At 73.3% G+C, this 12,708-nt stretch carries 16 protein-coding genes and 2 pseudogenes; 5 read left to right on the forward strand and 13 right to left on the reverse strand.

What is annotated here, in order from left to right:
* Window positions 1-73 precede the first annotated feature (73 nt).
* Both MTF69_RS04260 and MTF69_RS04265 read right to left on the reverse strand, forming a co-directional pair.
* Complete coding sequence (locus MTF69_RS04260) at window positions 74-322, reverse strand: hypothetical protein (RefSeq protein ID WP_243330813.1); 249 nt, start codon at window positions 320-322, stop codon at window positions 74-76.
* Window positions 323-617: 295 nt separating this feature from the next.
* Window positions 618-821, reverse strand: coding sequence for a hypothetical protein (locus MTF69_RS04265; RefSeq protein WP_243330815.1), 204 nt, complete (start codon window positions 819-821; stop codon window positions 618-620).
* Between the two features lie 123 nt (window positions 822-944).
* Between MTF69_RS04265 and MTF69_RS04270 the strand changes: the two genes are divergently transcribed.
* Window positions 945-1,139, forward strand: coding sequence for an antitoxin (locus tag MTF69_RS04270; RefSeq protein ID WP_243330817.1), 195 nt, complete (start codon window positions 945-947; stop codon window positions 1,137-1,139).
* Window positions 1,140-1,190: 51 nt separating this feature from the next.
* On the opposite strand, the pseudogene MTF69_RS04275 reads toward MTF69_RS04270, so the two are convergent.
* Together MTF69_RS04275 and MTF69_RS04280 are read right to left on the reverse strand one after the other, a co-directional pair.
* Window positions 1,191-1,907: pseudogene (locus MTF69_RS04275) on the reverse strand (cation transporter).
* Window positions 1,907-2,242: a helix-turn-helix transcriptional regulator gene (locus tag MTF69_RS04280; protein ID WP_243330819.1), complete on the reverse strand. Its 336-nt coding sequence runs from the start codon at window positions 2,240-2,242 to the stop codon at window positions 1,907-1,909. Before MTF69_RS04280 ends, MTF69_RS04275 begins: the two are co-directional and overlap by 1 nt.
* A gap of 105 nt (window positions 2,243-2,347) precedes the next feature.
* On the opposite strand from MTF69_RS04280, the gene MTF69_RS04285 reads away from it, so the two are divergent.
* Window positions 2,348-3,178 carry an alpha/beta fold hydrolase gene (locus tag MTF69_RS04285; protein ID WP_243330821.1) on the forward strand — a complete coding sequence of 277 codons (831 nt, stop codon included), beginning with the start codon at window positions 2,348-2,350 and terminating at the stop codon, window positions 3,176-3,178.
* 42 nt (window positions 3,179-3,220) lie between these two features.
* Here the strand turns inward: MTF69_RS04285 and MTF69_RS04290 are convergent, their stop codons facing one another.
* The 5 genes and pseudogenes from MTF69_RS04290 to MTF69_RS04310 all read right to left on the reverse strand — a co-directional run bounded on the left by MTF69_RS04290 (window position 3,221) and on the right by MTF69_RS04310 (window position 6,346).
* Window positions 3,221-3,556, reverse strand: coding sequence for a YnfA family protein (locus MTF69_RS04290; protein WP_243330823.1), 336 nt, complete (start codon window positions 3,554-3,556; stop codon window positions 3,221-3,223).
* A gap of 116 nt (window positions 3,557-3,672) precedes the next feature.
* Complete coding sequence (locus MTF69_RS04295; RefSeq protein WP_243330826.1) at window positions 3,673-3,993, reverse strand: hypothetical protein; 321 nt, start codon at window positions 3,991-3,993, stop codon at window positions 3,673-3,675.
* Between the two features lie 129 nt (window positions 3,994-4,122).
* A pseudogene (locus MTF69_RS04300) lies at window positions 4,123-4,825 on the reverse strand (DNA polymerase domain-containing protein).
* Window positions 4,826-4,919: 94 nt separating this feature from the next.
* Window positions 4,920-5,423, reverse strand: coding sequence for a DNA polymerase ligase N-terminal domain-containing protein (locus MTF69_RS04305; protein ID WP_308401363.1), 504 nt, complete (start codon window positions 5,421-5,423; stop codon window positions 4,920-4,922).
* A 452-nt stretch (window positions 5,424-5,875) separates the two neighbouring features.
* Window positions 5,876-6,346, reverse strand: coding sequence for a universal stress protein (locus tag MTF69_RS04310; protein ID WP_243330827.1), 471 nt, complete (start codon window positions 6,344-6,346; stop codon window positions 5,876-5,878).
* Window positions 6,347-6,518: 172 nt separating this feature from the next.
* Here MTF69_RS04310 and MTF69_RS04315 point away from each other — a divergent pair, with 172 nt between their 5' ends.
* Entirely contained in the window at window positions 6,519-7,313 is a 795-nt protein-coding gene (locus MTF69_RS04315; RefSeq protein WP_243330830.1) for a VOC family protein, read from the forward strand.
* A 144-nt stretch (window positions 7,314-7,457) separates the two neighbouring features.
* Window positions 7,458-7,805: a hypothetical protein gene (locus tag MTF69_RS04320; protein ID WP_243330833.1), complete on the forward strand. Its 348-nt coding sequence runs from the start codon at window positions 7,458-7,460 to the stop codon at window positions 7,803-7,805.
* 111 nt (window positions 7,806-7,916) lie between these two features.
* On the opposite strand, the gene MTF69_RS04325 is transcribed toward MTF69_RS04320, so the two are convergent.
* The 3 genes from MTF69_RS04325 to MTF69_RS04335 form a co-directional block, all read right to left on the reverse strand.
* A complete protein-coding gene (locus MTF69_RS04325; RefSeq protein ID WP_243330835.1) occupies window positions 7,917-9,176 on the reverse strand; it encodes a cytochrome P450 in 1,260 nt (419 codons plus the stop codon).
* A gap of 210 nt (window positions 9,177-9,386) precedes the next feature.
* Window positions 9,387-10,064 (reverse strand): response regulator transcription factor, encoded by a 678-nt coding sequence (locus MTF69_RS04330; protein WP_243330837.1) that lies wholly within the window; start codon window positions 10,062-10,064, stop codon window positions 9,387-9,389.
* The gene (locus MTF69_RS04335; protein ID WP_243330839.1) at window positions 10,061-11,191 is read right to left on the reverse strand and encodes a sensor histidine kinase; all 1,131 of its coding nucleotides are present in this window, start codon (window positions 11,189-11,191) and stop codon (window positions 10,061-10,063) included. Before MTF69_RS04335 ends, MTF69_RS04330 begins: the two co-directional genes overlap by 4 nt.
* 197 nt (window positions 11,192-11,388) lie before the next feature.
* Here MTF69_RS04335 and MTF69_RS04340 point away from each other — a divergent pair, with 197 nt between their 5' ends.
* Entirely contained in the window at window positions 11,389-11,733 is a 345-nt protein-coding gene (locus MTF69_RS04340) for a DUF6223 family protein (RefSeq protein ID WP_243330840.1), read from the forward strand.
* A gap of 16 nt (window positions 11,734-11,749) precedes the next feature.
* On the opposite strand, the gene MTF69_RS04345 is transcribed toward MTF69_RS04340, so the two are convergent.
* On the reverse strand, window positions 11,750-12,706 hold the full coding sequence (locus MTF69_RS04345; protein ID WP_243330842.1) for a sigma-70 family RNA polymerase sigma factor: 957 nt from the start codon (window positions 12,704-12,706) through the stop codon (window positions 11,750-11,752).
* Window positions 12,707-12,708: the final 2 nt, after the last annotated feature.

Below are 12,708 nucleotides of genomic sequence, written 5' to 3' on the forward strand. Positions count from 1 at the left end.
CCGGCCACCGTCCGGTACGAGCCGCGCGCACCGCCGTACGCCGGGGAGGCACAGCACGGCGACAGCCAGGCGGCTAAGCCGTTCGGGCCTCGGCCTCGGCCAGGGGGGCGGGGTCGATCGTGCGGTGCTTGACGAGCAGCACGACGATGAGGGCGACCTGGAGGAGGATGACGAGGACCATGCCCGGGGATGCCTGGGGTTCGTCGCCGACGAGGTGGGAGACCAGGCTGGTGTCCCAGAGGCCGTGGACGAGCATCGGCAGCAGGATGGGGCCGCCGACGCGCAGGCACAGGTAGAAGAAGTAGCCCGAGGTGGAGACCACGAGGGCCTGTACGAGGGCCTGGGGGCGCTGGGTGCGCTGGCGTCGTCGTCTTGTACCCGGAACTCCCCGTCCGCCGCCTCGATCTTGCGGATGCCCGGGGGGCGTCGACGGCGGCCGGTTGCGGCCGCAGGCGCCGGACCGGATCCTCGGTCTCGGCCCCCAGCAGTTCGGCCGCGGAGGGTTCGAAGTCCTCTACCCCGTCGGCCAGTTCGGTGCGTGGCAGCCCGATGAGGTTCTCGAAGGTGACGGCACCGTGTTCTTGGTGCAGCGCCGCCACCCGCTCGGCGGTCACGTGTCACGGCCGGTGGGCGACCGGGCGCTGCCAGACGTGGGGCGGCACACCGCTGCGGGGCAGCAGCGTGATCGGGCCGGTGTGCCCGCGTGCGGCGAGCGACACGACGATGTCGACCGCCGTCGGGCCGCTCCCGGTGACCGCGATGCTGCTGTCGGGCGGGACCCGGTCGAGCGTGCGTGCGTGCCAGGGGTACGGGTCGTCCACGACACCGGAGGCGCCGGCGAGATCGCAGCGGCGCTGTTCAACGGTCGAGGTCCCGGATGCGGCTTCGGGGGCTGTGGTTGATCCTGGCAGTGCGAGAGACCCCGCCCGAGGGAAGGACGCCCCATGTCCATGATGGACAAGCTCAAGCAGATGCTGAAGGGCCACGAGGCCCAGGCCGGCCAGGGCATCGACAAAGCCGGCGACTTCGTCGACGAGAAGACCCAGGGAAAGTACAGCTCCCAGGTGGACACCGCCCAGGAGAAGCTCAAGCAGCAACTGGGCTCGGATCCCGACCAGGGCAAGCCGCCGCAGTCCTGACCTGAACCACGGCGCCGCCCCGTCGGAGCGCCGACTGGTGTGGCGGTCGGTTCAGTCGTCGCAGCAGGCGCAGCCGGGGCGGCAGCCGCAGGGGTCCGTGGTGGCAGTGACGGATGGTGCGGCCGTTGCCGCGGGTGTGGCGCAGCAGCCCTTGCCCTGCCAGGCGTCGCGGCCTTCCTTGAGAGCGATGGCGGCGATGACGAGGGCGGCGAGCGGGTCGGCCCACGTCCAGCCGAGGGTGGCGTTGAGGACCAGGCCCACGAGGAGGACGGCGGACAGGTACGTGCAGAGCAAGGTTTACTTGGAGTCGGCGACCGCGCTGGCGGAGCCGAGCTCGCGGCCGGCCTTGCGCTGGGCCGCGGACAGGAACGGCATCACCGCGAGGGAGAGCGCGGCGATGACGATGCCGGGGACCGAGGCCTGCGCTTCGCCGGTTCCGGTGAGTGCGCGGACGGCGTCGAAGGTGACGTAGGCGGCGAGGGCGAAGAACGAGACCGCGATGATCCGCAGGGTCCGCTTCTCGCGGGCGTCCCGTACCGCGTGGTCGCGGGCGGAGAACTGCCAGGCGACGGCGGTGGCGGAGGACACTTCGATGACGGAGTCGAGGCCGAAGCCGATCAGGGCGGTGGAGGAGGCGAGCGTCCCGGCGGTGAGCGCGACGGCCGCCTCGATGACGTTGTAGGTGATCGTCGCGGCGACGAGGAGACGTATTCGCTTCGCGAGCGCGTCGCGGCGGGCCGGCGAGGGCCCGATGGATATGGAGGCCATCAGCAGCAGTCCTTCGTCTCCGCGTCCGGGCAGGTCTTGTCGTTCTCGACGGCCACGACGGCGGAGCGCAGGTCGTCGAGGGCGTGGCCGAGGCGTGCGTCGGCAAGCTCGTAGCGCGTGCGGCGCCCGTCCGGGACGGCGACGACCAGGCCGCAGTCACGCAGGCAGGCCAGGTGGTTGGACAGACGGGTCCGGGAGACGCCGATCGCGTCGGCGAGGTCGGAGGGGTAGGCCGGCGCCTCGCGCAGCGCGAGGAGGATGCGGCAGCGGATCGGGTCGGCGAGCGCGCGGCCGAAGCGGGCCAGCACCTCGATGTCAGGGGCGACGGTGAGCACGCTTCGACAGTACAGCGAATGCTGAATTCACGAAACTATGGACTCCTCTGCCGCCGGCGGGCATCCTGCCCGGGTAACCGGGCGGCGGATCAGGGGGCGACGTACGTGGAGTCGGTGGTCGTGGGCGGGGTGCGGATCGCGTACGAGCGGAGGGGGCGGGGCCGGCCCGTCGTCCTGTCGGGCGGGACGGGGATGCCGCCGGTGACGTGGGAGTTGTGCGGACTGCGCGACGAGTTGGTCGCGGCGGGGTTCGAGGTGGTGACCTACGCGGCGCGGGGCGTGGCGCCGTCGGACGCGCCGCCGGCGCCGTACGCGATGGCCGATCTGGCCGGTGACCTCGCGGGGCTGATGGACCACCTGGGCATCGCCGGCGCGGCGGTGGTCGGGTACTCGCTGGGCAGTTTCACCGCGGAACTCCTCGCCCGCACGCGGCCGGACCTGGTCGGCTCGCTGGTGCTCATGGGCGGGGCCGGGCCGCTGCGGGGGCTGCTCGACGCGGTGGTGGAGGCGGAGGCGGAGCTGGTCGGGTTGCTGGGGCACCTGCCGCCCGCGTACGCGGCGCTGCAGACGCTGCTGAGCACGCTGCCGCCACTGGTGCTGCGCGACGACGCCGAGCAGGTGGCCGTCTGGCGGGAGCTGCTGGGCGGTCAGGAGTCGGTGTGGACCTCCCACGACGGGGAGGCGGGCCAGGCCGCCGCGTCGTGGGGGTGGCTGCGCGACCCGGACCGGATGGCGGCGCTCGCCGGGATCCGGGTGCCGGCGCTGGTGGTGGCGTTCGAGCACGACCTGTACTTCCCGCCGCACACGGGCCGCACGGCGGCCGGCGCCCTGCCGGACGGGCGGTTCGCGGAGGTGGCCGGGGCCGCTCACGGCGGGCTGCTGACCCATCCGGAGGAGACCTCCGGCATCGTGACGCGGTTCCTCACCGCGCGGTGACCGCAGCCTCCGCCGGGAAACCCGTGGTGAGTGATCGCGTCGTCAGTGGCTGCGGGGCGCGTACATGATCACGGCCATGCCGGCGAGGCAGACCAGGGCGCCGATGACGTCGTAGCGGTCGGGGCGGTAGCCGTCGGCGACCATGCCCCAGGCGATGGATCCGGCGACGAAGATCCCGCCGTAGGCGGCGAGGACGCGGCCGAAGTCGTCGTCGGACTGGAAGGTGGCCACGACCCCGTACAGGCCGAGCGCGATGACGCCGGCGCCGATCCAGATCCAGCCCTTGTGCTCGCGGATGCCCTGCCAGACGAGCCAGGCCCCGCCGATCTCGAAGAGGGCGGCGACGGCGAACAGGGCGAGGGAACGAGCGACGGTCATACCGGGACCCTAGCGGCGGCCCGCGCCGGGCCTTCTACGGTCCGCCGGCTGCCCGGCAGCCGTATGCGTCGCCCTCCCCCGGGCCCTCCCCCGAGCCCTCGGCCGCGCAGGAGCAGCTACGGCAGCGCTGCCCGGGCCACCAGGGCGTCCAGGACCGACTCGTGCTCGGGCCCGACCTCGATGTCCAGCCCGATCACGTCCTCGCCGGGGCTGACCGTGAAGGCGAAGAAGGAGCAGCAGCCGCTCTCCCGCTCCAGCAGGTCACGTACGGCCTCCTCGACGTCGGGGCCCGCGGCCAGGGAAAGGCTCAGGCGCAGCGCCGGGCGGGACAGCGAGGTCATCCGCTCGGCCAGCAGCGTGTCCCACTCCGCGACCCGCAGCGGCCTCTCCTCGGTCGGCAGCGTGCAGGACTGCGGCACCCACACCAGATCGCCCATCGCCGTCTCCCGTCCTCGCGACTCCTCCCGATGCCGTGAAGGTGGCCGGGAGGCGGGTGCAGCACCCCATCCGGGCCCTCCACCTTCCGTGCCCGGCTTCTTTCCGCCCGGCCCGTCGCCAAACCCGCGTCACAGTTCGGCGAGCCGGTGGACGGCTGCGGTCAGGGAACGGCCGCGCGGGGCGCCGGCCCACGGGTCTGCCTTCAGGAGGCCCTCCGCGTCGGCGATGGTCCAGCGGCGCGCGTGCAGGTCCGGGTCGTCGAGGTCGTCCCAGCTCAGTGGCGCTGCGACGGGGCTCCGGGCCGGGCCCGGACGGCGTAGGGCGCGACGGCGGTCTGCGCGTACGCGTTGCGCTGGACGTCCAGGTAGAGCCGGTCCCCGCGGGCCTGTTTGCGTGGCGCGGTGGTGAGCCGGTCGGGATGCCGGGTGACGAGCAGGTCGGCGAGGTCGTGTGCGAAGGCGCGTACGTCGTCGAAGGACGCGCCCCGGTCCAGCGCCACGATGACGTGGACGCCGCGCGAGCCCGTGGTCATCGGCAGCGAGGGCAGTCGCAGCTCGTCCAGCAGCTCGTGCAGCCACCGGGCTGCTTCCCGTACGGGGGGAAATGGCCCGGGATCTCCTTCTGGAGGAAGCCCTGGCCGTCGACGCCGTCCGGATGGCGCTCCAGCATCAGCGGGCGCGCCCGCAGGTGGGGCACCATCCGGCGGGCCACCGTGCGGTAGTAGGCGACGAGGTCGGCCTTGGTGATGCCGTCCCCCGGGAACAGGACCTTCTCCGGGCGGCTGACCTTGATGGTGCGGCTGCCCGCCCGGATGCTGTTCGTCGTGGGCATCGTTTCCTCCCGGCGGGGCGTTCGGCGTTCGGCGGAGCAGGTCCTGCTGCGGCTCGGGCGGCCGGGCGGTCGGGCGGCCGGTCCAGGAGGCTGTTCACGGCTGCCCGCCGGCTGCCTCGGCCATCTGCCTCAGGGTGCGCCGGGAGCGCGTCGACCGGGCTCGCCAGGGGTCCGGCGTGCCCTTCGCGGAGGCGCGTTCGTCGGCGTGCTTGACCAGCAGCCACGCTTCGCGTTCGCCGTCGGCGTTGCGGAAGCGGGTGAGGGCGTAGCCACCGTGCAGCTTGCGGCCGTCCAGCCAGAAGCTCGCGTGGCCGGCTGCCAGCGCCTCTTCGAACGGGATCCGGGTGCCGTCCCGGCCGGCCGAGAGGTTGCGGTAGGTGCCCTCGTCCCAGATGATCACGCTGCCCGCGCCGTACTCGCCCTCGGCGATGACGCCCTCGAACTCCCGGTACTCGAGCGGATGGTCCTCGGTGGGCATGGCCAGCCGCTTGTCGTGCGGGTCGCTGGACGGGCCCTTGGGCACCGCCCAGGATTTCAGTACGCCGTCCACCTCCAGCCGGAAGTCGAAGTGCAGGGCGGTCGCGTCGTGGATCTGCACGACGAACGAGGGGCGCTCGTCCCGCGCGTCCGGCGCGTCAGGCTCACGGGCGGTGCCGCTGCCCCCTTGGGCTCCTTGGTCTTCGAGAAGTCACGCCGCCGCCGGTACTCCGCGAGCCCCTTCCTGGCGGGCATGGTCACCTCCGAAGTCCCTGGAGGGGCGGGGACGCCGGCCTGTCGGGCTCCGGCTCCGGCTCCGGGCCCGGAACGGGCGAGGGTGCCGGCCGGGGTGCCTCGGGATCGCCGGGCCACGGGTGCGTCGGAGGCGCTGGATGCGGATCCGCGGGATCCCTGGGGAACGGGTGGGTGGGCGGACCGGTCTTCAGATTCGGAGTCGGGTTCGGGTTCGGGTTCGGGTTCGGGTTCGGGTTCGGGTTCGGGTTCGGGTTCTGATTCGTCATGGTGCTTCCGGTTGTTCATGAGGGAGCGGGGCCGGGACCGGTGGCAGGCCGGTCAGGCACGGTCGGTGGACTCGTCGTCACGCGTCGCGTCCGGGCGCACGATGACGACCGGGCAGGACGCGTGCGCAGCGCACTGCTGGCTGACGGAACCGAGCAGCAGGCTCGCGAACCCTCCCAGGCCCCTGCTGCCCACGACCAGCAGCTTGGCGCCGGCCGATGCCGCGATCAGCGCGCTCGCGGCGCCGCCGCGCACCAGGTGCTGTTCCATCGGCACCTCGCCGACCTGGAGGAGCACCTTCTCGATCTCGCGGGTCATGGCCAGCCTGCTCTGCGCTTCGTCGAACTCGGCGTCCACCGCCGGAGCCGACCAGCCGATCGCGCCGGGCAGCTCGTAGGCCGCCACGGCGTCCACGGTCGCCGCGATCAGGCGTGCGTACCGCACCGCCCACCGGAGCGCCTCGTACGACGCCGGGGATCCGTCGACGCCCACCACCACGCGGGGAATCCGACCACTGGTGTCCATGGCCCACCCCTCCTCGTTCGATTCCCCCCTCCACCTCAGTCTTCCCTCCCTCACGCCGGGGACACGGCTTCACGGACGGGCCACGCCCCGCGCGCCTGCCTACCGTCCGGGGAGCGCCCCCGAGTACCGTGGGAAGGGCTTCCGGGGCGCACCAGCGGATGGGGTAGACGTCGTGTCGACATCGAGTCACGAAACGTTCGGCGCACCCTGCTGGGTCAGCCTGCTGTCCCGCGATCTCGCCGCCGCGCAGCAGTTCTACGGGGCGGTTCTCGGCTGGGAATTCGGACCCGTCCGGCTCGGAGAGGCGTTCTCCGTCGGCTTCGCCGACGGGATTCCGGTGGCCGGCCTCGGCTCCCTGCCCCCGGAGCTCTCGACCCCCGTGGTCTGGACTCCGTACTTCGCCGTGGACGATGCCGACGTCACGGCGGCACGCGTCCTCGAACGCAGCGGAACCGTCGCCGTGGGCCCCTTGGCCTTCGGCACCGGGCGGGCGGCGCTCGCCTCGGACCGCGACGGGGCCGTCTTCGGGATCTGGCAGGGCGACGCCATCCCCGACTGGGGTATGGGCGGGGACGCCGCTCCGGCCTGGCTCGAACTGCGCACCAGGAACGCCTTCGACGCCGCCATCTTCTACGGCGAGGTCCTGGAGTGGGCCTGTGAGCACGCCGGCTGCTGCGAGGTCGCGTACGCGGAGGAGAGCGAGCGCATCCTGCTGCGCCACGCGGGCCGGACGGTGGCGCGCCTGCACGGCGGGACGCTCGCGCAGGCTCCGGACCCGCATCTGCGGCCGCGCTGGCAGGTCCACTTCCGGGTGCCCGACCTCGGAGCCGCGGTGAAGGCGGCCCTCGCAAGGGGTGCCAGTACCGTGTTCGGGCCGGACTCCGGTCCCTTCCCCCACGAGGTCACCCTGCGGGACCCCGACGGCGCGGTGTTCAGCATCGCCGGCCCCGCGGGTTCCGCGGCCTGACCGGCCCCGTCGGCCCCACTGGCCCCCTGGCCCTGCCGGCCCCGCCGCTCCTGACCTGCGGGCGCGGGGCGTGCGCGGGCACGGCACGGGTAAGCGCACGGCAGAAGGCGAAGGCAGCACCCCATCAGGAGAGGGGGCCCCGCGATGGACGGCCCTGAACTCTCGCAGCAGGAACTGAAGATCCTGGGCGACATCGAACAGGACCTGCGCGCCGACCAGCTCCTGGACCGTCGGCTGCGCACCCTGCGCCGCGGCATCCGCCCCTGGGCGGTCCCGCGGGACTGGCACCGCCCCCGAGGGCTGGGCCTGTACACCGCGCTCCTCGGCGTCGCCTGCGCGGCGCTCTTCGTACGGGCCGTGGCCACCTCGGCCCCGGCCCTGATCTGGGCCTTCGCGGCGGTGTGGGTCCTCACCGTGGTCTGCCTGCTGCTGCTCGCGATCCGGTGGTGCCGCACGGCAACCGCGGCCGCGGCGCGCCGCGAGAACGACTGACGGCAATCGGTCCGCCGCCTCAGCCGGCCTTACGCAGGTCAGCGGCGGCTCCCCCATGGCTCAGGCCACGCCGGGGACCGGGGGTCTGGCGCGGCTCCCGGTCCGCGGACATCACGAGCGTGAGGCGTGCCGACTGCTCACCTGGGGCGCGGCCTCGATGACGAAGCCGCTGCGGGGCCGGGTGGGGATCCGGCTCAGGGGGATGGACAGGTCCTGTTGCGGTACGGCGGGGTCCGTGTGGGCGAGGGCGGAGGAAAGAGCCGCGAGCAGGGCGAGGGTGATGTCCTCACCCGGGCACCGATGGCCGGTGCGGGCGTCGCCGCCGCCCTGGGGGATCAGTTCGCCGGGGCCCGGTTCGCGGTGGAGGAAGCGCTCGGGGACGAAGTGGTAGGGCTGCTCCCACAGCGCGGGGTCGTGATGGTGCCCGTACACGTCGAGGAGGAGCAGCGTTCCGGCCGGGACCTGGTCGCCGGCGAAGGTGAGGTCGCGGGCGGCCAGGCCTGCGATGAAGGGCACGAAGGGGTAGAAGCGGCGGACTTCGTGGGCGAACGCGCGGGCGCGGGCGGGACCGTCGGTGCGCAGCTGGTCCCGCAGGCCGGGATTGCGGTGGAGGGCGTGTGCGGCGAAGGTGACGTACCAGGTGACGGCGACGGTCGGACGGATGATGTTGAGGAGCTCGACGGCCGCCGTGTGCGGATCGAGCAGGGTGCCGTCCGGCCCACGGTGCAGGGCGACCGTCTCCAGCACCGTCCCGGCGACCAAGCGCGGGTCGTCCGCGCGGACGCGGTTCACGGCGGCCATGAGGGCCTGCTCCTGCCGGCGCCGGGCGCGGCGGCCGCGTACGTGGCGCGGCCCGGCGGTCGCGAACCCGTCCACCATGGCCACGCAGTCCTCGGCGATCTCGCGGGCCGCGTCCGGTGTGACCGGCAGACCGGCCCAGTCGCAGACCGCCCCCGCGAGCAGAGCCGCCACCTCGTCGAACAGCACCACCTCACGGCCGTCCCAGCGGGACACGGCCTCGCGCCAGCCGCTTTCCACCCGCGCGGTCAGGCCGCCGATCGCCACGGGTGACATCAGCAGCGACGTCAGCAGCTCTTTGCGCTCCCGGTGGTCCGGCCCGTCCAGGGTGTGCACCGCTCCCCTGCCGAACAGGGTGTCGAGCACCGGCGACGGCAGCGCGCCGTGCCGCTCGACGCGGGACTCGTCGTAGAAGAGGGCGACGGCCTCCGGACCGTGCAGCAGTACCGCGGGCCGCCCCGTCAGACGGGTGTGGACCAGCGGCGCGCCGTCATGGGCCCGGCGCAGATCCGGGGCCCACGCGTAGCCGTGGAGCAGCAGGGACAGGGTGCCGTCGACGTGGTGACCGGACATGCCATGCACCTACCCGGGGTGGGGACGCGCATTCGGGCCGGGGCCCGTGTTCAGGGAGTGACGACCCAGGCGTCCCGTGACCTGCCCGGGCTTCCAGCGCGTCCGCACCCGGTGCACGGAACCTCCCGGTGAAAGAGCCCTCTCCCACTGTGCGCCCCGATGCCGTTCCCCGCACGGCACCCCCGGCGGGGGCTGACGGTCCAGGACCGCCTACCCGATGTGGGGCGGCCGGCTGCTCGGAACCACCAGGCCGGATTCGTAGGCGAGGATCACGAGCTGGGCGCGGTCGCGGGCGTGGAGTTTGGTCATCGCCCGGTTGACGTGGGTCTTCGCGGTCAGTGGGCTGATCACCATGTGGGCCGCGATCTCGTCGTTGGACAGGCCGTGCGCGACCAGGACGACCGCTTCGCGTTCGCGGACCGTCAGGTCCTCCAAGGCCGTGCCGTTGTCGGTGGGGAGCGGCTGGGTGACGTATCGGTTGATCAGTTTGCGGGTGATGGAGGGTGCGAGGAGGGCGTCACCGCGCGCGGCCACGCGGACGGCGTGCAGGAAGTCCTCCGGAAGGATGTCCTTGACGAGGAATCCGGCGGCGCCTGCGGACAGGGCGTCGAAGACGTACTCGTCCAGGCCGTAGTTGGTGAGGATGACGACGCGGACGCCGGTCAGTGCCGGGTCGGCCGCGATGCGCCGGGTCGTCTCGATGCCGTCGAGGACCGGCATCTGGATGTCGATGAGGGCGACGTCGGGCAGGAGTTCCCTGGCGAGCGCCAGGCCTTCCCGGCCGTTGGCGGCTTCGGCCACGACCTCGATGTCGTCCTCGAGGTCGAGGAACGCGCGGAATCCGCTGCGGATGAGCGCCTGGTCGTCGACCAGCAGGACACGGATCACGAGGCGCGCTCCACGGGGAGTTCGGCCCGGACGGTGAAACCGCCCGCCTCACGCGGTGCGGCCCGGAGGCGACCACCGAGGGCGGTGACGCGTTCGCGCATCCCGAGCAGTCCGATGCCGGGCACCGGGACGGAGTCCGGCGTGGCCTTGCCGTTGTCGTCGACCCGGAGGGCGACGGCGTCCGGACGGTAGTCGATGTGGATCGATGCCGTGGTGGCGTCCGCGTGACGGGCGATGTTGGTGAGGGACTCCTGGACGATCCGGTAGACCGTACGGCCCACCGCGGCGGGTACGTCGTGCTGCCGGCCCCGGATCGTCAGGGTCGCGCGGACACCGGCGGTCCTGCCGGCCCGTTCCACCAGTTCGGGGATGTGATCGAGGCCGTGCGGTGGGGTGGTGTCGTCGTCGCGCAGGGCCTCCAGGGTGGCCCGGAGCTCCCGGGACGCCTCCCGGCCGGCCTCCCGGATGGCGAGGAGGGCCTCCGGGACCTCTTCGCCGCGCTTGCGGGCCACGTGGACGGCGGCTTCGGACTGCACCTTGATGACCGAGATCTGATGGGTGAGCGAATCGTGCAGCTCCCGCGCGATGTGCAGCCGCTCCTCGTCGGCGCGACGCCGCGCGGCCTCCTCGCGGGTGCGCTCGGCTTCGTCGGCCCGCTGCTCGGCCTGCCGGAGGGCTTCACCGGCGGCTGCGGCCGCGATGAGCCAGGCGATCTGGAGGGCGCCCCGGGCCTGCGCGAACGCCTCGCCCGTGTCGTGCGGGCCCGAGACGAGGGCCGCGAGGGGGAGGGCGGCGAGCACGGCCACGCTCACCGCCACCGTGACGATGCGGTGTCCCGCCCGCATGGCCGCGTACACCGCGAAGAGGAACGCGACGGCGGCCACGTCGAAGCCCGCCGCCTGGTAGCCCACCGCGCAGAGCCCGGTGACGGCGAGGACGGCGACCGGCGCCCGGCGGCCCGCGGCCAGCGCCAGGCCGCCGACCGCCAACAGCGCGTAGCCGAGCAGGCCGAGGCCCGTGGCGGAGTGCTGCCCCGACAGACCGGTGACCAGCAGCGCCGCCGCCACGCCCAGGGCGATCAGCCAGTCCCTGACACCGGCCCGTACGCGGAACCGTCCTTTGCTCATGCGCGCACCGTAGCCCGTGGCCTCCGCGGGCGGATCCCGCTCCCGGACGAGCGGACGGCTACCACGCACGCAGTAGCTCCGCGGCACCTGCCGCGGGCGCGGTAGCGCGAAGTGTCTGCGGCTGCCGGACGACGTCCCGGGGCCCGGGCCGACATGCTCCCACCACATCCATTCGTGGGAAGAGAAGGAGCATCCTGATGTCCGCTCACCGCCTGTTCGCCGCCGGTGTCACCGAGTTCGGCCTGGGGAGGCTCGGAGCCACCACCGGCGGGCTGTTGGGTCTGGCCGCCGTGATCGTCGCCGTGCTGGCGGTGACCCGGCCCGCCGGTCGTCCCGGCACCGCCAACGGCTCACTCGGAGCCGCGGCGGCCGTCGTCGCGGGGCTGGTCGCCACCGTCCTCGGCGGGCTGGTCGCGGCCACCGCCGACGGTGGACTCGGCACCGGCAACGGGCTGGGTGGCGCCTACGTGGCCCTGCTGCTCGGGCTGGCCGGCACGGCATTGGGCGGGCGGGCACTGATCCACTCCCGCCGGCCCCGCTGACCAGGCCCGCCCGATGTCACCACTCGGCGATCAGCGGCGTCCCCGGCGCGTGCCGCCGCCAGGCTTCGGCGAGGCGGACGAGGCGGGCGGGGGCGGCGATGCCGCGCACCGCTGCGATCTTGTCGTCGGTGACCTCGAAGGTCACGGCGCCCAGGACCTGGTCGCCGAGGACGAAGAGGACGGCGGGGGCGTCGTTGACGACCGCGTAGTGGAGGGCCGTCGCGCCGCCGGCGAGCCGCTGCTTCGCGGGGGTGGACTTGAAGCCGCCCCGCATGACGGCGGCCACGCGCTGCGGAGTGTCGTACCGCAGCAGCTTCTCGGCCAGGCCGGCGCCGTCGGAGAGTGCGATCACGTCGTCGGTGAGCAGTGACACCAGCCGTTCGGTGCGGCCCGAGGTGGCAGCGGCGAGGAACTCCTCGACGATCCTGCGGGCGGACGCCGGGTCGACGTCGCCGGCGCCGCGGCGGCGCGTGGCGGTGACGCGGGTCCGGGCACGGTGCAGGTGCTGCTGGCTCGCGGACTCGGTGATGTCGAGGATCTCGGCGATCTCCGCGTGGCCGTACGAGAACGCCTCGCGCAGGATGTAGACGGCCCGCTCGACGGGTGACAGGCGCTCCATGACGGTCAGCACGGCCAGGGAGACCGATTCGCGCTGCTCGAAGGTGTCGGCCGGGCCGAGCATCGGGTCGCCCTCGAGGAGCAGTTCGGGGAACCAGGCGCCGACGGTGCGTTCGCGGCGGGCCTGTGCCGAGCGGAGCCGGTCGAGGCACAGGTTCGTCACGACCTTGGTCAGCCAGGCTTCCGGCACCTTGATCCGCTGCCGGTCGGCGGCCTGCCAGTGCAAGAACGCGTCCTGCACGGCGTCCTGGGCATCGGCGGCGGAGCCCAGCAGACGGTAGGCCAGCGAGGCCAGCCGGTTCCGGCTGGCCTCGAACCGGCTGGTGTCGAAGCGGTCAACGCCCGTACTGTCCATGC

It is taken from the genome of Streptomyces sp. AP-93, assembly GCF_022808175.1.
In the GTDB taxonomy this organism is placed as follows: Bacteria; Actinomycetota; Actinomycetes; order Streptomycetales; family Streptomycetaceae; genus Streptomyces.